Raw genomic sequence first — 22,840 nt, 5'->3', positions numbered from 1 at the left:
GGCTCAAGATGTCCAACCGCGCCCCTCACCGCCTCCCCGACCAGCTCCGCGACAACCTCCGCCTCGTCTTTGTCGGCACCGCCGCCTCGACGCGCTCGGCCGAGCTCGGGCATTATTACGCCCATCCCGGCAACCGCTTCTGGCGCGCGATCCACGAGGCCGGGATCACGCCGCGGCGGTATCAGCCTGAAGAGTTCGCATCGCTGATCGAGCTTGGGATCGGCTTCACCGATCTGTCCAAGTCGGGCGCCGGGATGGATCACCAGATCGCGGCTGAGACGATCGACGTGCCGGGCTTCAGGGCGAAGATGGATAAGTATCGGCCGCGGACGATTGCGTTCACGAGCAAGAAGGCGGCGAGCCTGTTTTATGGCAGGCCGTCGAGCGGGATTGTGCTGGGGCGGCAGAAGCGCGATGCGCGCCTGCCGGAGATCTTTGTGCTGCCGTCGCCGTCGGGGGCGGCGTCGGGGCATTGGACGATCGAGCCGTGGCGGGAGCTGGCGAGGTGGATCGCCGCGTAAGGTGAATTCACGCCAGCGCCTCAAACTCCGCCGTCGTCCCGGCGTAGGCCGGGACTCATAGCCACAGGCAGATGTTTGGCGAAGACTCGTCGTTCGGTACGTCTACTGGCTGCGATCGATAGATCACGCGGTATGGGTCCCGGCCTTCGCCGGGACGACACCGCTTATTTAGCCGGGTCGAGCGACGCATCGTTTAGTTCTGTCGAGCACACCCTACAGATCGAAATTCGTCGGCATCATCACCACGTCGCGGATGGTCATGCCGCGCGGTCGGGTCAGCATGAACATCACCACTTCAGCGACTTCGCCGGCCTCCAGCAGGCTTCCCGAATCCCTCGCTTCCTGCAGCTTCTCGGCCGGCCAGTCCGCGAGCAGCGCGGTGACGACGGGGCCGGGCGAGATCGAGCCGACACGAATGCCGTGCTTGAAGACCTGGCGCCGCACGGTCTGGACGAAGCAGTTGATCGCCCATTTGGACGAGGCATAGACCGGCTCCCACGGCGTCGGGAAATGCGCCGCCAGCGAGCTGGTGACGATGATGTCGCCGGTGCCGCGCGCAATCATGTGCGGCAGCACGTCGTGCACGTTCTTCATCACGACGTTGACGTTCAGGTTCAGCATCCGGTCGATGGCGATCGTGTCGGCCTCGACCAGGTCGCCGCCGACATAGGTGCCGGCGTTGGCATGGAAGATGTCGAGTTGGCCTGCCTTCTCCAGAATGCGCGGCAGCAACGTCGCGCAATCTTTGGGATCGAGCAGGTCGATCACTAGCGGAATCACGGCGTCGCCGTGCTTGTTACACAGCGCGGTCAGCGCCGCCTCGTCGCGGTCGACCATCACCACCCGCGCGCCGGCGGCCAGCATCGCCTCAGTGCTCGCCAGCCCGATGCCCGATGCGGCGCCGGTTACGGCGGCAACCTTGCCTTCCAGTTCTCTTGCCATGAGATCACCATCCTGCTGATGAGCAGCAGTATAGCGATGCAAGGCGGATTGGCGAAGATGCGCTTCGTAGGGTGGGTTAGCTCGCGGCTGCGCAAAGCGCAGTCGCCAGCTAACCCACCACTTCGGTTTCCGCGGCAACAGATGTGGTGAGTTACGGCTTCGCCTAACCCACCCTACGGCACTGTCACCCCTCATCCCGCCGCCGCCTTGTCCAGATCCGCAATCACGATCTTCCGCATCCCCATCATCGCCTGCATGACGCGGTTCGCCTTGGTCCGGTCGCTATCGCCGAGATAGCGGCCGAGCGCTGATGGCACCACCTGCCAGGACAGGCCGAACTTGTCCTTGAGCCAGCCGCAGCGCGATTCCGCGCCGCCGTCGGCAGTGAGCGCTTCCCAAAAATAGTCCACCTCCTCTTGCGTCTCCACGCTGATGAAGAACGACACCGCCTCGTTGAAGCGGTATTGCGGCCCGCCGTTGAGCGCGTTGAAACGCTGTCCTTCGAGCTCGAACACCGCCATGAAGTCGCTCACGATCTCGACTTTCGCGTTCGGGAACACCGATTTGTAGAAGCCGACGGCCTCCGGAACGTTGTTGTCGAACCAGAGAAACGGCGTGATGGAGGTCATATGCAATATCCTTTTGTCTCGGACCGGGCGCGCGGCTGCAAGCCACACTGCCAAGGACGCGGCCGGGTGCATCGTTCCGACAGCGGTGTGGGAATTTTTCGGCCCCGTCCCCGATCCACTCACCGGTTGAAACCGCCCGTCCTCCTCGATCGACGTCGCGCGCGGCCTATTGCAAGTGCGTGGTGGCAGCGATACGACTTTGGCTGGAAGGAACTCAGGGCGTCAAACAGCCGGGCCTCAACCGGCGCAGATCATGTCGAGGAAGCCGCTGCCATGAGCGACGATCTCTCCGGTGTCTGGGACGGCACATACATCCAGCCCGGCACGGGAATGGTCACGTTCACGGCGACGCTGATCCAGGCCGGCGGCGCGATCGGCGGCAGCGTCACAGAACCCTGCTCCAATCCGCGCTGCCCGGTACGGACCCACAATGCCGCGATCACGGGCCATCGCGCCGGCAGCGTGGTATCGTTCGTCAAGCGCTACGAGCCGCCGGGCTACGGCTTCTACACCGTCCATTACGACGGCATCATGAATGGCGAGGCGACCGAGATCGACGGGCGCTGGCGGCTGCCTGGAACGTCAGGATCGTTCCTGATGATCCGCTCCGGCAAGCGCGCGCAGGCGAACACGACGGACGACAAGGCCAAGCAATCGGCGCGCTGAGATTGATTGACTCGATGGAGGCCCCGGAAACGGATCACCTCTCCCGCAGGGAGAGGTCGGGTCGCATCGATAGATGCGATCCGGGTGAGGGGTTACAGTTTAACTTGACGCTGCGGCCCCTCACCCGGATTGCTCCGGCGCGCAATGGCGCGCCGGAGCAATCCGACCTCTCCCCGCTGGGGAGAGGTGCCGGACCGCCGACAGAGCTTGATTCTATCAATTGCGAGCCAGGGAGCGTGACGTCGATGCTGACCCTCTATTCCTACCCGGACCTGTTCGGCGTCGCCGACAACAATGGCTACGGGCTCAAGGTCTACGCCTTCCTGAAACTGTCGGGCGTTCCGTTCGTCCACGAGCATGTGTTCGACGCCTCCGCGGCGCCGCGCGGGCAGCTGCCCTACATCGTCGACGACGGCGAGACCATCGGTGACAGCGAAACCATCATCGCGCATGCGATCGCGAAATATCGCCTGACCATCGATGCCGCGCTGTCGCCAGCGCAGCGCCGCACCCATCATTTCGTCACGCGGATGCTGGACGATCTCTACTGGGTGATGTCCTATTCGCGCTGGAAGGACGAGCGCTACTACACCGCGTTCCGCGACGGCTTCATCGCGCAGCATCCGCAGATCGACGTAACAGGATTCGAGAAGGCGAAGGCGTACAACGCGCAGCGCTATCACTACCAGGGCATCGGCCGCTACACGCCCGAGCAGGCCTACGCGCGGGGACTTGCCGATCTGCAGGTGCTGGCCGAGATCGTGCCCGCGAACGGTTTCGTCGATGGCGAGCGGCCAACCAGCGTAGATGCCGGCATCTACGGCTTCATCGCGAATATCTACTACTTCCCGATCCCGACGCCGCTGAAGGCGTTCGTCGCCGCGAACAAGAACCTCGTCGCGCATTGCGAGCGGGTGCATGCGATGGTGAGCGGGTCGTTCGCGGTCTTGTAGGGTGGGTTAGGCTTCGCCCAACCCACCCTACGGCACCGTCCTCTACCGCATCGTGATCGCAAGCCCACTCAGATCCGCGTTCGCCATCAAGCCGACCTGGGTGCCCGACAGCTCGAGCACCGCGCCCTTCTGGTTGGTCAGCACGATGGCGCGGGCGCCGCGGCCGACGGCAAGGCCCGCACCGGCGGCGCCGTAGACGCCGGCGACGTCGGAGGGCCTGACGATGTTGGAGACGCGGCCGCGCAGCACGGTCTTGGAGCCGCCGAAGACGAGGCCGTAGTCGAGCCCGCCGGTCGAGAGCGCATAGGAGCGGCCGTGGAAGTTCAGCACGCCCGAGCCGCCGGAGCCGCCGATGAACCAGCCCGCCTTGTAGATCGTCAGCACCACGGTGCCGCCGTCGGCCTGCGCCGCGGTCGAGAGGCCGGCCAGCGCGGCAATGGCGACGAGCGCGGCACGCAGGGTGGAAGCAATCTTCATGGGGCGTCTCCGGGGGCTATTTTTCAAGGGAGGGACGAACGAATCAGACGCTGCAATCTATCCGATCGATCACGGCGGCAACATGATGGGAGGTGGGACACCCGCATCATCCCATCATGTCATCCTGCCAGTGTTTTGCCCGACGGGTCAATGAATATTTCTGCCTTCCCGAAATTGAATTCGGCCAACCAGGTCTACTGTGCATGGGGTTGTTTTCGCGTTTTGTGTTGGAGCCCGCCCCGCACGCGGTTAGGCTTTCCGAGAACTCCATCACCCCGAGGTCCCCATGCCGATCCAGCATTTCGCGCCCCCGCCGCACGTCAAGGCGCCGCCGCTGTCCTTTGCGACGCGCGTCGGCGACCTGCTGTTCGTCTCCGGCATTCCCGGCTTCGACGCTGGCGGCGCGCTGCCCGACGGGTTCGAGGCGCAGTTCGCCAATGTCGTCGTCAACGTCAAGCGCGTGCTGGACGAGGCCGGCGCCACCATGCGCGACCTCGTCAAGGTCAACGTGCTGCTGACCCGCGCCGCCGACGTAGCCGCGATGAACGCGCTCTATGCCGGCGCGTTCGGGCCGCCGCCCTATCCGGCACGCACCACCTGCGTGGTGCAGGCGCTGCCCGATCCGAAGATGCTGATCGAGATCGAGGCGGTGGCGTCGCTGGCCAAGGCATAGTCAAGCCGCGTCCGCAGCCATGCGCCTGACATATCCGTGAACAGCCCTGCTGCGGCTTGCAAGACGGGCGGTTTTGCCGCACGAGTTTGCCCGTCACGCCGTCATCCGCGTCACGCCGTCATCAGGAGATTTTTCATGCGTCGCGTTCTCGCCCTCTGTGCCGTTGCCGGTATCGCCACTTCCGTCTTCGCCGTGCCCGCCTCCGCGAAGGTCGGCTATTACGTGATCCGCTGGGACAACACCGGCATCTGCCAGGTCTGGAACGAAGACCTGAAGTACAAGCCGTTCCAGTGGGGCGCGTCGACCTACAAGGTCGTCAGCAAGCCGTTCCCGACTTTCACCCAGGCCTCGGAGCTCCAGATCAAGATGCGCGGCGAGCGCCGCTGCACGCTCTGAGCCGTCGGACCAATTCAGTTTGAGGGCGGGTTGCGCGAGCAGCCCGCCCTTTGCTTTTGAGCCGCCCATCTCGTCCGGCGAATTCCGCGATTTTGCCGCGCGGTCGCTTTGAACCTGATCAGCAGACGGAACTACTCACCTCTTGTCCGGGGCGCAGGCTGAGGAGCGCCCCGCACCCTCCTCCCCGTCATTGTCGGGAGGCGCATCACATCTTTCAATTCGAGGAGCTGATCCATGCGTCGTATTTCCATGCTCTGCGCTGCCGCCGGCCTTGCCGCTGTCGCCTTCGCTGCGGCAAGCCCGGCCGAAGCCGGCTATCACCTGATCCGCTGGCAGGACAGCGGCCTGTGCCAGATCTGGGACGAGAGCATTCCGACCACGCCGTGGCCCGCCGGCTACCACCGCGCCAGCGCCTCCGTGCCTTCCTTCCTCGACGCGCTCGCGATGAAGGACAGCGCGCTCAAGTCCGGTCACTGCAGCTGGTAGGAATTCGATCGGCGGACGACAAGGGCCGGGCAAGGATGCGATGCCAGCATCCTTGCCCGGTCGTTTTTTGACGAGGCCATTGGCGGCCTTGTCCGAGCTGCGTGAACGAGAGCCGAGCGCTCTCAGGCGTCCTTGTGCGCGCCGGGATGAATCAAGACATCGCGCGCGGCGGAGAGGTCGATGAAGGCCTGCGCACTGCCGCCCAGGTCGGGATGCATGCCCTTGGCGGCGCGGCGATAGGCCTGGTTGATGTCGTCGCAGGTGAGCTGCACCGCGAGCGGCAGGCCGAGCATCTTGCGGGCGCGATCCTCGCTGGACAGCTTCTTCGGAGCGGCGTTGCGGCGGCCGAAGCGCGGCGCGGTCAAATCGTGGACGACATCCAGGATCACGCCGATGCGGCGCCGGGCGGCCAGCGTCACGCCTTGATCGTCATTGTCTGCGGCCTGGCGCAGCACGGGCAGCGCCTGCTCGGCGGCCTGGCGCAGCGTGGCATCCGTGCTCATCCTGACGATCTCGGCCACCAGCCGGCCGGCCTCGGCCCAATCGGCCGTGTCCGCCGACCGCAGGCGCTCGAGCGCCAGTTTCCAGGATTCAAGTCGTTCCATCATGCGCGCAACGTTTAGCAATGAAGATGAGTATGCCAAGGCTGCCGTTTCCGACCCCTTAATTTCGAGTTAGCCTTTCATGAAACTTAGAAACGAATCCGGGAGGAAATTGCCATGGCTTTGCTCGCAAACCACACCGCCGTCGTCACTGGCGCCGGGTCCGGCATCGGCCGGGCAATCGCCGCCGGCTACGCCCGCGAGGGCGCGCAGGTGGTGCTGCTCGACGTCAACGCCGACACGGTCGCGGAGGCCGCCGATGAGATCCGCAAGGCCGGTGGCAAGGCCGAGAGCTTTGCGCTCGACGTCACCAGGCGCGACGACTGCTTTGCGCTGGCCAGGCAAGTCGCCGACAAGGTCGGGCAGGTCTCGATCCTCGTCAACAATGCCGGCATCACCCGCCGCAACGCCTTCACCGCCGACACCGAGACGGTGGCGAAGGACTGGAACGACATCATCGCGCTCAACCTCAACGGCGTCTTCAACGTGACGCAGGCCTTCCTCGCACCCTTGCGTGCCGCCAAGGGCCGCATCGTCAATATCGGCTCGATCCAGTCCTTCGTGCATCTGCGCACGCCGAGCTCGGCGGCCTACACCACCTCGAAGCACGGCGTGCTCGGCTTCACCAAGGCGCTCGCCGTGGAGCTCGGAAAAGAAGGCGTGCGCGTCAACGCGATCGGCCCCGGCTTCATCGAAACCAACATCAACGCCAATGTGCGCGCGACCAATCCGGCGCTGGTGCAGGCCTTCGTCGATCACACGCCGCTCGCACGCACCGGCAAGCCCGAGGACATCGTGGGCCCTGCAATCTTCCTCGCGTCGGATCTATCGTCTTACGTCACTGGAACGATCGTGATGGTGGACGGCGGATATCGCACGGTGTGAGCGAGATGAGTCCGCATCGCTATGCATCTCGTGCCAATCGCGGCGCGATCGCGGCATTCCCAAGGTCATCTCGTGCGATGCTGCGGAATTAACCTTTCGTTAACCAAACCCACCCACCGTAGATTTACGGCTAGGATATGCGGCTTGGGGGTCGTTTGTTCTCGATCCGCTTCCAACGATGGGAGCGGGCGTTGATCGGGGAGTGTGTTGATGACCACTGTTCATGTCGCGGCGCCCGAGCAGGGCGCGCAATTCCTTGCACCCAATGAAATCGTTCCGCTGCTGATCGGCGCGACCGTCGGCGAGGTCGAGCGCGAGCTCGTGCTCCAGACGCTCGCGCGCTGCGACGGCAACCGCACGCGTGCCTCGCGCGTGCTCGGCCTGTCGGTGCGCACGTTGCGCAACAAGATCAAAATCTATGCGGCCTCCGGCATCGCGGTGCCGGCCTATCATGACTAGCGCGTGACGGCGCGGCCACTGCGCGCGCGATCTGCGCGGAAGAGCACCTGATGCAGCCTGGCGCCGATCAGCAGCGCCAACGTGATGATCGCGACCCAGGCCGCGGTCAGCGCAATCGCGCGCAGGACGAAGGCGGTCAGTACCGCCCATGATGCCTGCGGCTGCTCGGCGTAGCCGACCGGCACGACATCGGGCACCAGCAGATGCGCCAGGCCAACCGCCGCGGCGAGGGTGATTGCCGACAGCCAAAGGATTTTCCACGCTGCGCGCATTGGCCCCTCCTCGCAACGATTGTGCCGTGCGCGATCAATGACACGGCGCACCCAGGCACCGATTGATGTTGATCAAGCCCGGCATGAGGCGCGCGCGGAATTGCTGCTGTCGTCAAACGCCGCTAAGTAGCTTGCGTGCGCAGAAGGAGCATCGGCGTGGCAGACGATCAGGGACGGCAGGGACCTCCGGGTCCGCGCGGACGGCAGGGCGAACCGGGACGACCGGGGCCGCAAGGTCATCCGGGCAAGCGGGGCCCGGACGGCGCCCGCGGCAAGCCGGGCCCGCAGGGCAAGCCTGGGCCGGTCGGAAAGGCCGGACCGCAGGGCAAGCCCGGTCTGCCGGGCAAGACGGGCGGGGCCGGCCCGCGGGGCGCAGCCGGACCGCAAGGTGGTGCGGGCCCGCAAGGACCTGCCGGCCCTCAGGGCCCGCGCGGCGAGGCTGGCCCGCCGGGCCAATTGCCGTCGATCGAGCAGGTGCTGCCGTGGCTCGAGCAGCTGTTCGACGCCTGGGACGAACGCCGCCGCCAGCGCGAGCAGGAGGCCGCCGAGCGCGCTGCGCTCGAAGCCGCCGTGCACGAAGCTGACGACGCCTCCGCCGACGACGAAAGCAACGAGGACGAAGGCGACGACCACAAGAAAAAGAAGAAAAAGAAGAAGCACGGCCACAAGGACTAGGTGCGGCTACTTCGCTTGATCCTCGTGCCGCGGCAACATGCCCATACGCTCGAACTGCCAGCGCATGGCGCGGTACCAGAGATAGCCGACCGCCGCCCCGCAAACGGCGAGGATCACCACATTCGCACTCGAGAACGAGCCGCTCCACCACATCATCCACGCGGTCCACAACAGCGTGAAAACGATGGCACCGGCTTTCAGGGGAATAAGGTGGCGGCTCATGATCGTGCTCCGGGCTGTCAAAACCCCGGCGGACACCATCGCGCGTGACGGCGACCGCTTCCGTGAGCCAGATCACGCTCGGGCGTTGCTGGCCCGCTAGCCGAACCGCAGCCGCGAGCGCTCCTTTGCCTTCTCCGCCTCGACCTCGCGGTCGCGCGCCGGCACGTGGGTGTGCAGCGAGGTCAGCAGCTTTCGCGCCGCTTCCGAGACTTCGGCCACCGCGCGGTCGAAGGCCGCCTCGTTGGCCTGCGACGGCTTGTTGAAGCCGGAGAGCTTTCGCACGAACTGAAGCGCGCTGGCATGGATCTCATCCTCCGTCGCCGGCGGCTCGAAATTGAACAGCGTCCTGATGTTGCGGCACATGCAGTCTCTCCGGTGGTTTCCTCATAGACGATCGGCCAAGCCGAAATCCTACATCGTTCCGCCCACTTCTGCTAAGGTCCACACCAACGCGGCCGCCGGATATGAGCCGCCTGGGGAGAGGAACATGAAAGCTCATTGTGCAGCGCTGTCGGCCGTTCTGCTGTCCGTTTCCGCATCAGCATTCGCGGCAGACTATCCGGCGCCGAAACAGGGCGATTGGGTCGCCAAGGATTTCAAATTCCACACCGGCGAGGTCATGCCGGAACTGAAGCTGCATTACACCACGGTCGGCGAACCGACCGGACAGCCGGTGCTGGTGCTGCACGGCACCGGCGGCTCGGGCGCGAGCATGCTGAGCCCCGCCTTCGCCGGCGAATTGTTCGGCGCCGGCCAACCGCTCGACGCGTCCAAATATTACATCATCCTCCCAGACTCGATCGGCCACGGCAAGTCGTCGAAGCCCTCCGATGGCATGAAGACGAGCTTTCCGAAATACGATTACGACGACATGGTCGAGGCGCAGCATCGCCTCGTGACTGAAGGCCTCGGCGTCAAGCACCTGCGGCTCGTGATCGGCAACTCCATGGGCGGCATGCAGACGTGGCTATGGGGCGAGAAATATCCGAAGGACATGGACGCGCTGGTACCGATGGCCTCGCAACCGACCGAGATGGCGTCACGCAACTGGATGCTGCGACGGATCATGCTCGACACGATCAGGAACGATCCCGACTACAACGGCGGCAACTACACCAGCCAGCCACGGATGATGAAGTATGCGATCACCGCCTATGGCATCGCCAGCATCGGCGGCACGCTCGCCTATCAGCAACAGGCGCCGACCGCGGCGAAGGCCGACAAGGTCGTCGACGAGCGGCTGGCGACGCCGATTACTGCTGACGCGAACGACTACGTCTATCAATGGGAGTCCTCGCATGACTACAACGCCGCCGGGAAGCTCGAGGCTATCGAGGCCTCGCTGCTGCTGATCAATTCCGCCGACGACGAGCGCAATCCGCCCGAGACCGGGATCACGGATGCCGCAATGAAGCGGGTCAAGAACGGCAAGCTGTACCTCATCCCCGCGAGCAGCGAGACGCGCGGCCACGGCACGACCGGCAACGCAAAATTCTACAGCGAACAGGTCCGACAATTGCTGCAAACCGCACCGCAGCGGACGATGTAGACATCGTCGGAGCTGGCCCGCTATCGCAACACATCATATGCGGCGCCTCGGCGCCGCATATCATTTGAGCATGCAATGAGCCGACGGCTCGGGCTCAATCGCGTCAACGATACGAATCGAAAACGCGATGAGGGGGCTTTGCATGCACAGGCTTGCGCTGTGCGTTTGGCTCGCCGCGATGACGGGCACCGCGCTCGCGTTCGACAATGATCAGTACGACAGCGTCCCACCCGACATCCGCGCCTGGTTCAAGAGCGTGATCGCGCCGAACGGCGTACCCTGCTGCGACATCTCCGATGGCCACCGCACCGACTACGACGTGCGCAAGGGTGCATACTGGGTGCCGATCGAGGGACAATGGATGGAGGTGCCTGAGCGCGCCATCATCCGCGATCGCGGCAATCCGGTCGGTCAAGCCGTGGTGTGGTACGCCCACCACCGCGGCGCCATCATCATCAGCTGCTTCGTGCCTGCGGACGCGGTGCAGCGCGCGCGATGGCGTCTTGGCACCTCGCGTGCTAGGTCAGCTGATGGTCTCTGCAAACGTTCGAACCCGCGCTGCAATGCGCTTCGTGCTGGCGGCGCTCTACTTTGCTGCCGGCATTGCGCATCTCCGTGTTCCGGACAAGCTGCTTGCGATCACACCATCATGGGTTCCGCTAGCAACGCAATTGATTTTCGTCACCGGCGTCTGTGAAATTGCAGGCGCCATCGCGTTGGTAACGAAACCCCTGCGCTGGTGGGCCGGCGTCGCGCTCGCGCTTTATGCGCTCTGCGTGTGGCCTGCGAACATCAAGCACGCCATCGAGGGCATCGACCTTCCGCCCATCCCCAACAGCTGGTTCTATCATGGGCCGAGGCTGGCGCTTCAGCCGGTGTTGATCTGGTGGGCGCTGTACTGTGCCGACGTGATCGACTGGCCGTGGCGGCGCCACAAGAGGGATAGCGGCCAGGCCGGAGAGTGATATCCTCGAAGCTTCAATCAGGGAGACTCTCGTGACCGACCTTTGCGCCGAAGACCTCGCCACCCTCTATGCGAAGCCGACCCCGCGCGTGATCGCGAAAGCGCGTCCCGCCATCGATGCGCATGCGAAGAAGTTCATCGAGATGTCGCCGTTCTGCGTGCTCGCGACATCGGGACTCGATGGCAGCGTCGACGCCTCACCGCGCGGCGGCGGCATCGGCTTTGTGCACGTCGCCGGCCCCAATCAGTTGCTGATGCCGGACCGCGCCGGCAACAACCGCATCGACAGTTTTCGCAACGTCGTCGAAGGGTCGGGCTTTGTGCATCTGCTGTTCTTCGTGCCCGGGATCGACGAGACGCTGCGCGTCGGCGGGCGCGGCACGCTCTCGGCCGATCCGGATATTCTCGCCACGATGGTGGAGTTCGGCAAACCGCCGCGCGCGGTGCTCAGCGTCGCCGTCAGCGAAGTCTACTTCCACTGCGGCAAGGCGCTGATGCGCTCAAAACTGTGGTCGCCGGAGAAGGTGCAGCGCTCGGTGATGCCGAGCATCAGCGAGGTCATCCACGACCAGACCAATCTCGGCGAGCCGGAGAGCCAGGAGATCGTGGAGGAGCGTTACAAGACGCAGCTGTAACGGGGCGTTCGAACAAAAAGGGCCGTCCCGGCGAAAGTCGGGACGGCCTCGTAACTATGCGGCTAACGATGGAGCTTAGTGCCCCTCCCCCTCGAGCCCGCCGACGTGCTTCTGGGTATAGAGCTCGAGGCCAATGCGGCCGATCAAATCGAGCTGGGTTTCGAGGAAGTCGATGTGGTGCTCCTCGTCGCTCATCAGCTTCTCGAACAGGTCGCGCGTGACGTAGTCCTTGACGCCATGGCAATAGGTCGCCGCTTCCTGGTAGAGCGCGCGTGCACTCATCTCGGCGGCGAGATCGCACTCGATGATTTCCTTGACGTTCTGGCCGATGCGCAGGGGATCGAGCACCTGCATGTTCGGGAAGCCGTCGAAGAACAGGATGCGCGCGGTGAGCTTGTCGGCGTGCTCCATCTCCTCGATGGACTCCTTGCGCCAGACCTTGGCCATGTCCAGCAGGCCCCAATTGTCGAGGAAGCGGTAGTGCAGCCAGTACTGGTTGATCGCAGTCAGCTCGTGACGCAGCGCCTTGTTGAGATAGTCGATGACTTTTGCGTCGCCCTGCATGGTTCACTCCAGCTCTTGCAGTCCAAATCGGCCCTAACCGGTTTAGAACGCTTCTAATTGAGATCAAACACGAGGGCAACCGGCTGCGGGGACGCAGCTGCGGAAAAGCTCAGCCGGGAATGCGGAAGATTTCAGCAGGCCGCGAGGGCGAACTCGGCGGGTTCGGCGGTCTCGTCGTTCGCAGCCACCGTGTGGCTATGTGGGCAACCGGTGCAGCAGGACTGCGCACAAGGACCGAGCGCCTCGTCGATGATGGTCTTGATCGTCCGCGCACAGCGACCGCATTCGGCGCTGCACCCGAGGCATCCATAGACCTGCTTGGCATGACGCACAGCATCGTCGGACTCGGCGACGGCGGCGCGGATGTCGTCATCGCTCAGCACGTTACAGGAACAAACGATCATGGAAGCGGTAGGCCCTTCGGTGATGCGTCATCATCGATATTTAAGGGGCCGTCCGGATGCAAAAGGAAAAACCGGTATTTCAAGCTATTCCAAACTAGCCCGCATACAGCCTAGAACGGCTCTAAAAATGGGAATTGCGCTGGATCAAGGCGATGTGCTGATCGGCCTTAGTCGCCGCCCCCGCCTCCCCCACCATCGCCGCCGCCGCAATCTCCGCCGCTGCTGTCGCTGGTGGAGCAGCTCCCGCCGTCGGTCGAGCTTCCCGAGTTGTCGCCTGAGAACCAGCTTCCCAGCGAGAGGCCGTCATTCGTCGTATCCGAATAGGCATCGCTGCCTCCGCCGTCACCACCCGCCCTGGCGCGGGGGCGCGGGGCGCGGTTCTGGAAATGGGTCATCAGGGCATAACCAACCACACCCACAGCCCCAAGGGCGATCAGGGCATTGGTCAGGACATTCATCGTCGCCTCCCGGGCTGGAAAGCCGCCATTTCTAACATTTGGTCGCGCCCGGCCGACCGTCCGTTCATTGATCATTCAAGCGAAGTATGGAACTTTGGCCGCAAGAGTTCCGCGCTTGCCGTGAAAGGTCGCCCCAATGAAGAAATCGCTTATGGCGGTCGCTGCCGCCGCCACCCTGGTTCTGGCCGCGGGAACGCCGGCCCATGCGCAACGCGGTGTCGCTGCCGGCGTCGCTGCCGGGATCATTGGGGGTGCCATCGTCGGCGGCGCCCTGGCCTCTCCGTATTATTACGGACCCGGACCAGGCTATGCCTATGGCCCGGGCTACGGCCCCGGCTACTATCCGCCCCGCTATTACGCGCCGGGTCCCGGCTACGTCGCCGACGACTATTACGGCGGCGGCTGCGTCTGGCAGAAGCAGCGCTTCTGGGACGGCTACGCCTGGCGTGTCCGCCGCGTCAGAGTCTGCGGCTGAGGCGCGTTAAACCGCTTCGCTCGAGCTGATTCAGTCGGGCCGGTTCGCAATGGATGCGCCGTTCATCTCAAGGCCCGAAAAAGACCGCTTTTCCTCGTCACAGCTCCGTGTGCGTTTACCGTGGGTTGACCATTTGCGCGCTTCCTTGCTGCAAGGCCAATTCCATTAGAGTCTGCGTGAACCTTTGAACCCCGGACGTTCCCAACAAGGAACGTCCTTCTCTCAGGAGAGCCAAGAGCATGAAGAAGACTATTGTTGCCGCCCTCACGGTTGCGACAGTCGCCGGTTCGCTGGTGACCGCCACGCCGTCCGCCCAAGCCCATGACGGCGTCGGCGCCGGCATTGCTGCCGGCCTGCTCGGCGGTGCGATCATCGGCGGCGCCATCGCGTCGAGCCGTCCGGCCTATGGTGGTCCGGTTTACGTCGCCGAGCCCGGCCCGCCCCCGCCGCCCTGCTACTGGCAGCGCCAGCGCTATTGGGACGGTTACGGCTGGGTCGTTCGCCCGGTTCGCGTTTGCTACTGATCTGATCGCACGGCGCTGACCAAGCGCCGAGATCCAAGCCCGGCCGAGTTTCTCGGCCGGGCTTTTTCTTTGACCAACTTGTCAGCGCGTCGCCAGGATCGACCGCAGCACCGCTTCGCTCGGCCAGCAATCGACCTTGAGCCCCGCCGACTTCTGATAGGCGCCGAGAGCCGCGCGCGTCTGCATGCCGGCCTTGCCGTCGATCTTGTCCCTGTAGAGCCCGGCGCGCGTGAGCCCGCGCTGCATCGCCTCGACGTCCTTCGTGCGCAATTGCTTCGACGCCGACCATGGCGTCGCGAACGGCAAAGGGCTCGTCATGCGGTCGCTGAGATGACCGACGAACAGCACGTAGAGGTCGGAGAAATTGTATTCCTTGATGACGAAATAGTTCTTCGTGGTCAGGAACGCTGGACCATAGATGCCCTCGGGCTGGAGCAACGAAGCCGGCTGCGCTTGTTCCGCGGCGCTCAGCTTTTGGCCGCGCACCGGTACAAAGCCTTCACGCAGCCACTGGCCGATCGGCTTGGTCACCTCGGGCACGCCCGTCGTGCAATCGACCTTCGCGGGTGCCTGCACCTCATAGGCCCAACGCAGGCCGCTTTGCCAGCCCTTGTTGACGAGCTGCTGCGCAGCAGAGGCCAGCGCATCCGGCACCGAGTGCCAGATGTCGACGCGGCCATCGCCGTCGAAATCGACGCCGTGCTTGTAATATTCGGACGGCAGGAACTGCGTGAGCCCGGTGGCACCAGCCCAGGACGAACGCATGTCCTTGCGCGTCACCGCGCCCTCGCCGAGGATCTTCAGCGCGAGGATGAACTCGTTGCGATAAGTATCCTTGCGCCTGCCGACATAGGCCTGCGTCGCCAGCACGCGAACCAGATCATAAGGCAGCGTATAGCGGCCGTAATCGGTCTCGCGTCCCCAGATCGCGAGCATGACGGTCGCAGGCACGCCGGAGCTCTTCTCGATCTTCGTCAGCGCGGCTCTGTATTTTTGGAGCAGCCGCTGTCCCTCGCTTGCGAGATTCGCAATCGAGGCTTCCCTGACGTAGTCGGCCGGCACCTGCACGAACTCGGCCTGCGAGGGCGCGCCGGTCGCAGGCCGTCCCGGCAGGATCAGATCAGGCAGCTTGTAGTCAGGCTCGAGCCCGCGCGTCTCCCGGTCGAACGTCGCGCGCGAGACGCCAGCCTCTTGGGCTTCCGGCCAGAGCGAGGCGATGAACTGCGTGAAGGCGGCGTCGGAGGCGCGGGCGGACGACAAGCAGCAGGTGATCGCGATCACCGCAGCGATGAGCGTCCGTCGCATCATGCCGAGATCACCGCGTCAGCTTCTTGTACTTCACGCGGTGCGGAATGATGCTGTCCTGGCCGAGCCGGCGCATCTTGTCCTTCTCGTAATCCTGGAAGTTGCCTTCGAACCATTCGACATGGCTGTCGCCCTCGAAGGCCAGGATGTGGGTCGCGATACGGTCGAGGAACCAGCGATCGTGGCTGATGATGACGGCGCAGCCGGCGAAATCCTCCAGCGCCTCTTCGAGCGCGCGCAGCGTGTCGACGTCGAGGTCGTTGGTCGGTTCGTCGAGCAGCAGCACGTTGGCGCCGGACTTCAGCATCTTGGCGAGATGGACGCGGTTGCGTTCACCGCCGGAGAGCGCACCGACCTTCTTCTGCTGGTCGGCCCCCTTGAAGTTGAACGACGAGCAATAGCCGCGCGAATTCACTTCCTTCTTCCCGAGCAGGATCAGCTCGTTGCCGCCGGAGATCTCCTCCCACACGGTCTTCTTGCCGTCGAGCGCGTCGCGCGACTGGTCGACATAGCCCAGATGCACGGTCTCGCCGACCGTGATGGTGCCCTTGTCCGGCGTCTCCTGCTCGGTGATCATCTTGAACAGCGTGGTCTTGCCGGCGCCGTTCGCACCGATCACGCCGACGATGCCGCCGGGCGGCAGCTTGAAGGTGAGATCGTCGATCAGGAGGCGTTCGCCATAGCCTTTGCTGAGAGTTTCGAAGTCGACCACGTTGGCGCCGAGACGTTCGGCGACCGGGATGATGATCTGCGCGGTCTGGGTCTGCTTCTCGCTGGCCTGCTTGAGCAACTCCTCATAGCGCTGGTAGCGCGCCTTCGACTTGGCCTGGCGGGCCTTCGGCGAGGACGCAACCCATTCCTGCTCGCGCGCAATCGTCTTCTGGTGCGCGGCGTCCTCGCGGCCTTCCTGCTCGAGGCGCTTCTGCTTCTGCACCAGCCAGGACGAATAGTTGCCCTCGTAGGGAATGCCCTTGCCGCGATCGAGTTCGAGGATCCAGCCCGTGACGTTGTCGAGGAAGTAGCGGTCGTGGGTGACGATCAGGATCGCGCCGGGATAGTTGCGTAAGTGGCCTTCGAGCCACGACACCGACTCGGCGTCGAGATGGTTGGTCGGCTCGTCCAGCAGCAAAAGTTCGGGCTGGTCGAGCAGCAAGCGGCACAGCGCGACGCGGCGGCGTTCACCGCCGGAGAGCTTGGTCACATCGGCATCATCAGGCGGACAGCGCAGCGCGTCCATGGCCTGGTCGACCTTGCTGTCGAGATCCCAGAGGCCCTGGGCCTCGATCTCGTCCTGCAGCTTGGTCATCTCATCGGCGGTCTCGTCCGAATAGTTGACCGCGAGCTCGTTGTAGCGGTCGAGGATCGCCTTCTGCTTGGCGACGCCCTGCATGACGTTCTCGCGGACGGAAAGAGCAGGGTCCAGCTGCGGCTCCTGCTCGAGATAGCCGACGCGGGCGCCTTCGGCGACCCAGGCCTCGCCGGTATATTCCTTGTCGAGGCCCGCCATGATCTTGAGCAGGGTCGATTTACCGGAGCCGTTGACGCCGAGCACGCCGATCTTGGCGTCCGGGTAAAAGCTGAGGCGAATGTTGTCGAGCACCTTGCGGGTCGGGTAGCTCTTGGTCAGGCCTTCCATGAAGTAGACGAACTGGCGCGCCATCGGTCCCGTGAAACCTTCGATTTGAGGAGATTTGCTTAGCCAGCGATGTAGCGATCCCGCCCCCAAAGGGCAATGTTTTCCCTCCGTTCACCACGGATGAATACTGGTCGGACACCATCCGGACCCCATTCCGGACAATTGAAACCATCTTTTAATAAATCAGGCCAAAGCTCGGTTTCGCGCGGAAACAGCGCCCCCTGCTCAGAATGAATGGGGAGCACAGCGAGGCCTATCATGGCTCTGATCGAGACCAACTCCCTTCCCGTTCCGGCAGGAGCCGGCCGCGCCTCCACGCTCGTCTCCGAGGTCAAGGGTTTCTGGAAAAGCTTCTTCGCCACGGCCTTCAACCCCTACCGGCCCGAACTGCACTACATGCGCGGCCCGGGTCCCGCCTGGCGCGCCAAGCACGGCATGGATGCGCCGATCCGGCTGAAGCCCCGCGATCTCTGAGCCCCTCTCTCCCTATCGGACTTTTGAAGACCCTGACTGCTTGCGCGCGAGGCTGATTGCGCGCAACCATGGCCCGGTTCCGACGATGGCGCCTTCCGCTTGGCGTCTCACCTCTCGCCGTCAACTCTGGCCATGGATGAACGCTGATGACGCGGCTGCGCTGTGCAATTCTCGACGACTATTTCAACCTCGCCCTCGACGTCGCCGACTGGTCGAAACTGTCCGACCGCATCGACACCACCGTGTTCAGCCACCCCTTTGCCTCCGAGCAGGCCGCGGCCAGCGCGCTCGCCGATTTCGAGATCGTCTGCGCGATGCGCGAGCGCACCGCGTTCCCGAGGAGCCTGTTCGACAAGTTGCCAAAGCTGAAGCTGCTGCTCACGTCGGGCATGCGCAACGCCGCGATCGACATGGAAGCTGCGAAGGAACGCGGCGTCGTGATCGGCGGTACGCAATATTCGCGCGACCCGACCGCGCCGCTCACCATGGGCCTGATCCTGGAACTGACCCGCGGCATCGGCCGCGAGAACGCGCGCATGCATGCGGGCGAACCCTGGCAGACCTTTGCCGGCGTGGAGATCGAGGGCCTCACGCTCGGCATCATCGGCCTCGGCAAGCTCGGCACCAAGATGGCGGGCGTCGCCAAGGCGTTCGGCATGAACGTGATTGCCTGGAGCCCGAACCTGACGCCGGAGAAGTGCGCGGCCGCCGGCGTCGGCTATGCCACCAAGGAGGAGTTGTTCGCCAAGGCCGACATCGTCACCATCCACGTGGTGCTGAGCGATCGCTCGCGCGGCCTCGTCAGCCGTGCGGATCTTGCGCGGATGAAGCCGACCGCCTTCCTCGTCAATACCGCGCGCGGGCCGATCGTGGACGAGCAGGCGCTGCTGGAGGCCTTGCAGCAACGGAAGATCGCCGGCGCCGGCATCGACGTGTTCTCGGTCGAACCGCTGCCGGTCGACCATCCCTTCCGCAAGCTCGACAATCTCGTACTGACGCCGCATCTCGGCTACGCGACCGAGGACGGGCTGCGCATCCATTACGGCCAGATGGTCGAGGCGATCGACGCTTTCACCAAGGGCCGTGAGCTGCCGCGAAAGCTGGCCTGAACGACACCGACCTCAAACGACGAAGGGCGTGCCGACGGCACGCCCTTCTCAATTCCAGATATCTCGAAGCGCCTAGCGCACGGTGACCGGCGCGGGCAGCGGCGGCACCACTGTGGGCTGCGTACCCGGGACCGGACCGGCCTGGGCGGCCATCGGCGCCTGACCGGGCGCAGGTGCCGCCGAAGCGGTCGTCGTGCCCGGAGGCGGATTGCCCGGCAAGACGACCACGCGGGTGCCGACCTTGGCACGGTCGAACAGATCGGAGACGTCTTCGTTGAGCATGCCGATACAGCCGGAGGAGACGAACTTGCCGATCGTCGAAGGCTGGTTGGTGCCATGGATGCGATACACGGTCGAGCCGAGATACATGGCGCGGGCACCGAGCGGATTGCCTTCGCCGCCGGCCATGAAGCGCGGCAGGTAGGGCTGGCGCTCGATCATTTCCGCCGGCGGATGCCAATCCGGCCACTCGGCCTTGCGGGTGATCTTCTGCACGCCGGTCCACGTGAAGCCGTCGCGGCCGACGCGGACGCCGTAGCGGATCGCGCGCCCATTGCCGAGGACGTAATAGAGGTAGGTGTTCGGGGTATCGACGACGATGGTGCCGGCGGGCTCCTTGGTCTGGAACGCGACCTCCTGACGACGCAGGTTCGGCGGCAACTGCGCCGGTGCAGCGTCGGGCTGCTCCTCGGGCGGCAACGAGGCGACCGACATCGGCCGGCCATCGGCACCGGGCTGCGGCGAGACCGCGCCGGTCGCGGCCGGACCACCGACGGCTTCCGGCGGACGCATGCCGTCGTTGGCGGGCGCCTGGCCCGAGCGATCGCCATAGATCACCGGGGGCGGACCTGCGGGCCGGCCGTAACGGGGATCATCGGGAGACATCACCGGTCCCTGCGGCGGAGCGGCGGAATAAACCGGGGGAGCGCCGGCCGGGCGGCCGTAGCGCGGATCATCCGGGGACATCACCGGACCCTGCGGCGGGGCGGCCGAATAAACCGGGGGAGCGCCGGCCGGGCGGCCGTAGCGCGGATCGTCGGCCGGACCAGGCGGCGGCAGCGAGGCCTGCGCGTCGTCGTCATCCTCCAGCGAGTCGAAATTCGGGGTGCGGTCGCCGGGCCGGTATTCGCTCGGAGCGCCATAGCTCGGCGCCTGTTGAACCGGATAGCTCTGGGCCTGCACAAGCGAGGTTCCCGCCGCAGCGACTGTTGCGGCAGCGCATATCGTCAGAAAATGTTTGATCATCATCGCTCTTGTAAGTCCCCGGGCCCCGTCCGAGCCGTTGACGGCCACATGACCGAAGATAGCGGCACATTCAAGACATAACCTGCTGATCTGTGCCTGATTTAGCGATTTGTGATGCAATCGCACACAGTTGCTCCGTTGCATCACGGGGCGGAAATCGCATTTTGCCGTAGATTGCCGGAGCATCAGCCCTGATTTTTACGGAACGGCGCAGAGACGTTGCGATATGGTCGAATCAGCCTGATTCGCCACCGCTTTGAGCTCGAATTCCTGCGTGGCGAACGCGGCACCCAGTACCGTCACCGCGTTCAAATGGCTCATGGGCCCTGGCCATACGCCGCCGGGGCGGAAATTCGTAATCCGTCGATGCTTCCCGGCTTTCGCTTCCTGCTTGCCGCGATCCTGGTGTCTACCTCCATTCTGGTGTTCGGCTTGGGCGCCGCCTCGCTGCTGCGGGCGAGCCACGAGCAGTACGTCAGCAACCCCTCCTGGCGGAACGGTCCGCAGGAGCAGGTGTTCGCGCAGAGCCCCGAACCGGCCCAGCCGGTGCTTGCAGCGCTGCGCGTGGAGCCGGCCCCGCCTGATGCCAATGAGGCGGCGCTTGCGATGCCCGAGCAAATCCCGAGCATCGGGCTGCCCGCGGTCGAGACCGGCCCCGAGCAGATGGCCGCAGTGACGCTCGAAACCCAGCCCGAGGCCCAGGTCGCTGCCATTGCGCCGGCTGCAGAGACGACTACGCCCGCCGTCGAAGCGCCGGCTCCCGAGCCAGCCCCGATCGAGACCGCGGCTCCCGCGCCCACCGACACACTGACCCCGGCCGACACGACCGTCTCCATCGCCGCGGCGACGCCGGCCCCAACGTTGTCCGCCACCGACGTGCCGCGAACCGCGACACCGGCACTGGCATCGCGCGTGAGCGACCTTGCCGCGGCAAGGGTTGCGGCGCTGAACGACCTCGCGCCGGCGAAACCGAAGGCCGCCAGCACGGCGCCCGAGAGCAAGCCGCGCGCGCACAAGCCCAAGAAGCGTCACCGCATCGTGCGACGCCCGCCGCCTCAGCAGATCCAGCAGGCGCTCGATCCGTTCGGCCAGCAACAGCAGACGCTCGCCACGACGGTCGCCCGCGCGCGCTGACCTCGCGACGGGGTTACGCCGGCCCGGTCGCGATCGGCGGGCCCTTCTCCTGGCCCCATTCCGACCACGAGCCGTCATAGAGCGCGGTGTCGGTAACGCCCAAGCGATACAGCGCGAGCGTCAGCACGCCGGCAGAGACGCCGGAGCCGCAGCTCGTGACGATTGGTGCATCGAGCTTGACGCCAGCCCCGGTGAAGGCGGCGCGCAGATCGTCGAGCGGCTTCATCGTGCCGGTCGCGGCATCGAACAGCTGGCCATAAGGTACGTTGCGCGCACCGGGGATGTGACCGGAGCGGATGCCTGCGCGCGGCTCGGGCGCGCGGCCTTCGAAGCGGTCGGCGGCGCGCGCGTCGATCACCTGCTCCGCTCGGCTTTCGACATTGGCGACCAGTTGCTGCATGCTGCGCACGCGCTTCGGATCGTAGCTCGCGTTGAACGTCGCCGCCTTCGGCTTCACTTCGCCGCTCTCCACGGGGCGTCCCTCGGCGCGCCATTTCTTCAGGCCGCCATTGAGGATGCGCACATTGCCGTGGCCGAAGGCCAGGAACATCCACCACGCGCGCGGCGCCGCGACCCAGCCGCCGGCATCGTAGAGCACGACGGTGTCGGCATTGGAGATGCCGAGATTGCCGACATCGCGGCCGAACTGCTCCGCGCTCGGATACATGTGCGGCAACGGGTTGGAGTGATCCGACACCGCATCGACGTCGAAGAACGCGGCATCAGGCAGATGCGCGGCGAGATAATCATCCTTCGGCAGTGGCAGCACGCCCGGCAACTTGAAGCTGGCGTCGAGCACTTTGACGTTGGCGTCGTTGATGTGGGCGGCGAGCCATTCGGTGGAGACGAGGGGATCGGCGGCGGTCATTGGTCTTTCCTTGTGGTCATTCCGGGGCGCGCACAGCGCGAGCGAGATTGAAGCAGCACGCGTCGAACTCTGCTGTCATCGCCCGGCTTGACGGGCGATCCAGTACGCCGAAACGGCCGTGACTCAACAGATAGGCCGCCGCGTACTGGACTCTCCGCTTTCGCGGGGAATGACGAGTGGAGAGCGCAACAGCTCCTCCTCACCCCTTCTTCTTCGGCTCCCACTGCTCCGTCGGCCCACCGGCGTCGCGCCAGGCGGCGAAGCCGCCGGCGATGTGGGCGACGGGCTTCAGGCCCATGTCCTTTGCGGTCTTGGCCGCGAGCGCGGAGCGCAGGCCGCCGGCGCAGTGGAACACGAACTTCTTGTCTTCCTGGAAGATCGGCTTGGCGTACGGGCTCTGCGGATCGATCCAGAATTCGAGCATGCCGCGAGTGCAGGAGAACGCGCCGGGGATGCGGCCGTCGCGCTCGATCTCGCGGGGGTCTCTGATGTCGACGATGACGACGTCGCCGTTCTTGGAAATCTCGATGGCGTCCACGGCGGAGAGCGTCTCGATCTCGGCATTGGCCTCGTCGATCAGCGCCTTGATGCCGCGGGTGATGTTTTGGGGCATATGCTTCTCCCTCTTGTCGGCCGAG

General features: G+C 64.8%; 32 protein-coding genes and 1 pseudogene. 18 read left to right on the top strand and 15 right to left on the bottom strand.

The annotated features are described in order from the left end of the window. Window positions 1–8 precede the first annotated feature (8 nt). On the top strand, window positions 9–521 hold the full coding sequence (locus XH90_RS07475; RefSeq protein WP_194479987.1) for a mismatch-specific DNA-glycosylase: 513 nt from the start codon (window positions 9–11) through the stop codon (window positions 519–521). A 213-nt stretch (window positions 522–734) separates the two neighbouring features. On the opposite strand, the gene XH90_RS07470 is transcribed toward XH90_RS07475, so the two are convergent. Together XH90_RS07470 and XH90_RS07465 are read right to left on the bottom strand one after the other, a co-directional pair. After that, window positions 735–1,463 carry an SDR family oxidoreductase gene (locus XH90_RS07470; RefSeq protein WP_194479985.1) on the bottom strand — a complete coding sequence of 243 codons (729 nt, stop codon included), beginning with the start codon at window positions 1,461–1,463 and terminating at the stop codon, window positions 735–737. Window positions 1,464–1,654: 191 nt separating this feature from the next. Further along, entirely contained in the window at window positions 1,655–2,092 is a 438-nt protein-coding gene (locus XH90_RS07465; RefSeq protein WP_194479984.1) for a VOC family protein, read from the bottom strand. A 273-nt stretch (window positions 2,093–2,365) separates the two neighbouring features. On the opposite strand from XH90_RS07465, the gene XH90_RS07460 reads away from it, so the two are divergent. Further along, window positions 2,366–2,758 (top strand): hypothetical protein, encoded by a 393-nt coding sequence (locus XH90_RS07460; protein WP_194479982.1) that lies wholly within the window; start codon window positions 2,366–2,368, stop codon window positions 2,756–2,758. 245 nt (window positions 2,759–3,003) lie between these two features. Beyond that, entirely contained in the window at window positions 3,004–3,711 is a 708-nt protein-coding gene (locus XH90_RS07455; protein WP_194479980.1) for a glutathione S-transferase family protein, read from the top strand. A gap of 42 nt (window positions 3,712–3,753) precedes the next feature. On the opposite strand, the gene XH90_RS07450 is transcribed toward XH90_RS07455, so the two are convergent. Further along, on the bottom strand, window positions 3,754–4,188 hold the full coding sequence (locus tag XH90_RS07450; protein ID WP_194479978.1) for a hypothetical protein: 435 nt from the start codon (window positions 4,186–4,188) through the stop codon (window positions 3,754–3,756). A 286-nt stretch (window positions 4,189–4,474) separates the two neighbouring features. Between XH90_RS07450 and XH90_RS07445 the strand changes: the two genes are divergently transcribed. From XH90_RS07445 to XH90_RS07435, 3 genes are all read left to right on the top strand, one after another. Beyond that, a complete protein-coding gene (locus tag XH90_RS07445) occupies window positions 4,475–4,861 on the top strand; it encodes a RidA family protein (RefSeq protein ID WP_194479976.1) in 387 nt (128 codons plus the stop codon). A gap of 135 nt (window positions 4,862–4,996) precedes the next feature. After that, window positions 4,997–5,257 (top strand): hypothetical protein, encoded by a 261-nt coding sequence (locus XH90_RS07440; protein ID WP_194479975.1) that lies wholly within the window; start codon window positions 4,997–4,999, stop codon window positions 5,255–5,257. A 234-nt stretch (window positions 5,258–5,491) separates the two neighbouring features. Next, window positions 5,492–5,743, top strand: a complete 252-nt coding sequence (locus XH90_RS07435; RefSeq protein ID WP_194479973.1) for a hypothetical protein — start codon at window positions 5,492–5,494, stop codon at window positions 5,741–5,743. 122 nt (window positions 5,744–5,865) lie between these two features. On the opposite strand, the gene XH90_RS07430 is transcribed toward XH90_RS07435, so the two are convergent. Further along, complete coding sequence (locus XH90_RS07430) at window positions 5,866–6,351, bottom strand: J domain-containing protein (RefSeq protein WP_194479971.1); 486 nt, start codon at window positions 6,349–6,351, stop codon at window positions 5,866–5,868. A 111-nt stretch (window positions 6,352–6,462) separates the two neighbouring features. On the opposite strand from XH90_RS07430, the gene XH90_RS07425 reads away from it, so the two are divergent. Continuing rightward, on the top strand, window positions 6,463–7,230 hold the full coding sequence (locus tag XH90_RS07425; RefSeq protein ID WP_194479970.1) for an SDR family NAD(P)-dependent oxidoreductase: 768 nt from the start codon (window positions 6,463–6,465) through the stop codon (window positions 7,228–7,230). A gap of 210 nt (window positions 7,231–7,440) precedes the next feature. After that, entirely contained in the window at window positions 7,441–7,689 is a 249-nt protein-coding gene (locus tag XH90_RS07420; protein ID WP_194479968.1) for a helix-turn-helix domain-containing protein, read from the top strand. Here XH90_RS07420 and XH90_RS07415 read toward each other — a convergent pair. After that, window positions 7,686–7,961: a hypothetical protein gene (locus XH90_RS07415; protein WP_194479966.1), complete on the bottom strand. Its 276-nt coding sequence runs from the start codon at window positions 7,959–7,961 to the stop codon at window positions 7,686–7,688. The two genes, XH90_RS07420 and XH90_RS07415, sit on opposite strands and share 4 nt — an antisense overlap. Window positions 7,962–8,117: 156 nt before the next feature. Here XH90_RS07415 and XH90_RS07410 point away from each other — a divergent pair, with 156 nt between their 5' ends. Beyond that, entirely contained in the window at window positions 8,118–8,636 is a 519-nt protein-coding gene (locus tag XH90_RS07410; RefSeq protein WP_194479964.1) for a collagen-like protein, read from the top strand. A 6-nt stretch (window positions 8,637–8,642) separates the two neighbouring features. Here XH90_RS07410 and XH90_RS07405 read toward each other — a convergent pair whose 3' ends face one another. Next, window positions 8,643–8,858 (bottom strand): hypothetical protein, encoded by a 216-nt coding sequence (locus XH90_RS07405; RefSeq protein WP_194479963.1) that lies wholly within the window; start codon window positions 8,856–8,858, stop codon window positions 8,643–8,645. Window positions 8,859–8,954: 96 nt separating this feature from the next. After that, window positions 8,955–9,221 (bottom strand): DUF2277 domain-containing protein, encoded by a 267-nt coding sequence (locus XH90_RS07400; RefSeq protein ID WP_194479961.1) that lies wholly within the window; start codon window positions 9,219–9,221, stop codon window positions 8,955–8,957. A 124-nt stretch (window positions 9,222–9,345) separates the two neighbouring features. Between XH90_RS07400 and XH90_RS07395 the strand changes: the two genes are divergently transcribed. The 4 genes and pseudogenes from XH90_RS07395 (at window position 9,346) to XH90_RS07380 (ending at window position 12,006) form a co-directional block, all read left to right on the top strand. After that, window positions 9,346–10,407 (top strand): alpha/beta fold hydrolase, encoded by a 1,062-nt coding sequence (locus tag XH90_RS07395; protein WP_194479959.1) that lies wholly within the window; start codon window positions 9,346–9,348, stop codon window positions 10,405–10,407. A 142-nt stretch (window positions 10,408–10,549) separates the two neighbouring features. After that, window positions 10,550–10,891: pseudogene (locus tag XH90_RS07390) on the top strand (hypothetical protein); the annotation flags it as partial. Between the two features lie 46 nt (window positions 10,892–10,937). After that, complete coding sequence (locus XH90_RS07385) at window positions 10,938–11,372, top strand: DoxX family protein (RefSeq protein ID WP_194479958.1); 435 nt, start codon at window positions 10,938–10,940, stop codon at window positions 11,370–11,372. Between the two features lie 31 nt (window positions 11,373–11,403). Then, window positions 11,404–12,006 (top strand): MSMEG_1061 family FMN-dependent PPOX-type flavoprotein, encoded by a 603-nt coding sequence (locus XH90_RS07380; RefSeq protein WP_194479956.1) that lies wholly within the window; start codon window positions 11,404–11,406, stop codon window positions 12,004–12,006. A 75-nt stretch (window positions 12,007–12,081) separates the two neighbouring features. Here XH90_RS07380 and bfr read toward each other — a convergent pair whose 3' ends face one another. The 3 genes from bfr to XH90_RS07365 all read right to left on the bottom strand — a co-directional run bounded on the left by bfr (window position 12,082) and on the right by XH90_RS07365 (window position 13,432). Further along, entirely contained in the window at window positions 12,082–12,570 is a 489-nt protein-coding gene (gene bfr, locus XH90_RS07375; RefSeq protein ID WP_011089420.1) for a bacterioferritin, read from the bottom strand. A gap of 131 nt (window positions 12,571–12,701) precedes the next feature. Continuing rightward, window positions 12,702–12,974: a bacterioferritin-associated ferredoxin gene (locus XH90_RS07370; protein WP_194479954.1), complete on the bottom strand. Its 273-nt coding sequence runs from the start codon at window positions 12,972–12,974 to the stop codon at window positions 12,702–12,704. A 167-nt stretch (window positions 12,975–13,141) separates the two neighbouring features. After that, entirely contained in the window at window positions 13,142–13,432 is a 291-nt protein-coding gene (locus XH90_RS07365) for a hypothetical protein (protein ID WP_194479952.1), read from the bottom strand. Between the two features lie 136 nt (window positions 13,433–13,568). Here XH90_RS07365 and XH90_RS07360 point away from each other — a divergent pair, with 136 nt between their 5' ends. Together XH90_RS07360 and XH90_RS07355 are read left to right on the top strand one after the other, a co-directional pair. Then, complete coding sequence (locus tag XH90_RS07360) at window positions 13,569–13,907, top strand: hypothetical protein (protein WP_194479950.1); 339 nt, start codon at window positions 13,569–13,571, stop codon at window positions 13,905–13,907. Window positions 13,908–14,146: 239 nt separating this feature from the next. Continuing rightward, window positions 14,147–14,431: a hypothetical protein gene (locus tag XH90_RS07355; protein WP_194479948.1), complete on the top strand. Its 285-nt coding sequence runs from the start codon at window positions 14,147–14,149 to the stop codon at window positions 14,429–14,431. A gap of 81 nt (window positions 14,432–14,512) precedes the next feature. On the opposite strand, the gene XH90_RS07350 is transcribed toward XH90_RS07355, so the two are convergent. Both XH90_RS07350 and ettA read right to left on the bottom strand, forming a co-directional pair. Then, window positions 14,513–15,739, bottom strand: a complete 1,227-nt coding sequence (locus tag XH90_RS07350) for a lytic murein transglycosylase (RefSeq protein ID WP_194479947.1) — start codon at window positions 15,737–15,739, stop codon at window positions 14,513–14,515. A gap of 7 nt (window positions 15,740–15,746) precedes the next feature. Then, window positions 15,747–17,396, bottom strand: coding sequence for an energy-dependent translational throttle protein EttA (ettA, locus tag XH90_RS07345; RefSeq protein WP_194479945.1), 1,650 nt, complete (start codon window positions 17,394–17,396; stop codon window positions 15,747–15,749). Between the two features lie 234 nt (window positions 17,397–17,630). Here ettA and XH90_RS07340 point away from each other — a divergent pair, with 234 nt between their 5' ends. Further along, complete coding sequence (locus XH90_RS07340) at window positions 17,631–17,846, top strand: hypothetical protein (protein ID WP_194479943.1); 216 nt, start codon at window positions 17,631–17,633, stop codon at window positions 17,844–17,846. 146 nt (window positions 17,847–17,992) lie between these two features. Then, the gene (locus tag XH90_RS07335) at window positions 17,993–18,955 is read left to right on the top strand and encodes a D-2-hydroxyacid dehydrogenase family protein (RefSeq protein WP_194479941.1); all 963 of its coding nucleotides are present in this window, start codon (window positions 17,993–17,995) and stop codon (window positions 18,953–18,955) included. 72 nt (window positions 18,956–19,027) lie between these two features. On the opposite strand, the gene XH90_RS07330 is transcribed toward XH90_RS07335, so the two are convergent. Further along, a complete protein-coding gene (locus XH90_RS07330; protein WP_194479939.1) occupies window positions 19,028–20,200 on the bottom strand; it encodes a L,D-transpeptidase in 1,173 nt (390 codons plus the stop codon). Between the two features lie 366 nt (window positions 20,201–20,566). On the opposite strand from XH90_RS07330, the gene XH90_RS07325 reads away from it, so the two are divergent. Continuing rightward, window positions 20,567–21,334: a hypothetical protein gene (locus tag XH90_RS07325; protein WP_194479937.1), complete on the top strand. Its 768-nt coding sequence runs from the start codon at window positions 20,567–20,569 to the stop codon at window positions 21,332–21,334. Window positions 21,335–21,347: 13 nt separating this feature from the next. On the opposite strand, the gene sseA is transcribed toward XH90_RS07325, so the two are convergent. Further along, a complete protein-coding gene (sseA, locus tag XH90_RS07320; RefSeq protein WP_194479935.1) occupies window positions 21,348–22,202 on the bottom strand; it encodes a 3-mercaptopyruvate sulfurtransferase in 855 nt (284 codons plus the stop codon). A 199-nt stretch (window positions 22,203–22,401) separates the two neighbouring features. Beyond that, entirely contained in the window at window positions 22,402–22,815 is a 414-nt protein-coding gene (locus XH90_RS07315; RefSeq protein WP_194479934.1) for a rhodanese-like domain-containing protein, read from the bottom strand. Between the last annotated feature and the right edge of the window lie 25 nt (window positions 22,816–22,840).

Origin of the sequence: Bradyrhizobium sp. CCBAU 53338, assembly GCF_015291665.1 — a bacterium.
Classification (GTDB): Bacteria; Pseudomonadota; Alphaproteobacteria; order Rhizobiales; family Xanthobacteraceae; genus Bradyrhizobium.
The sequence above is the reverse complement of the archived record's forward strand: the minus strand, read 5'-3'. Positions and strand labels throughout refer to the sequence as shown.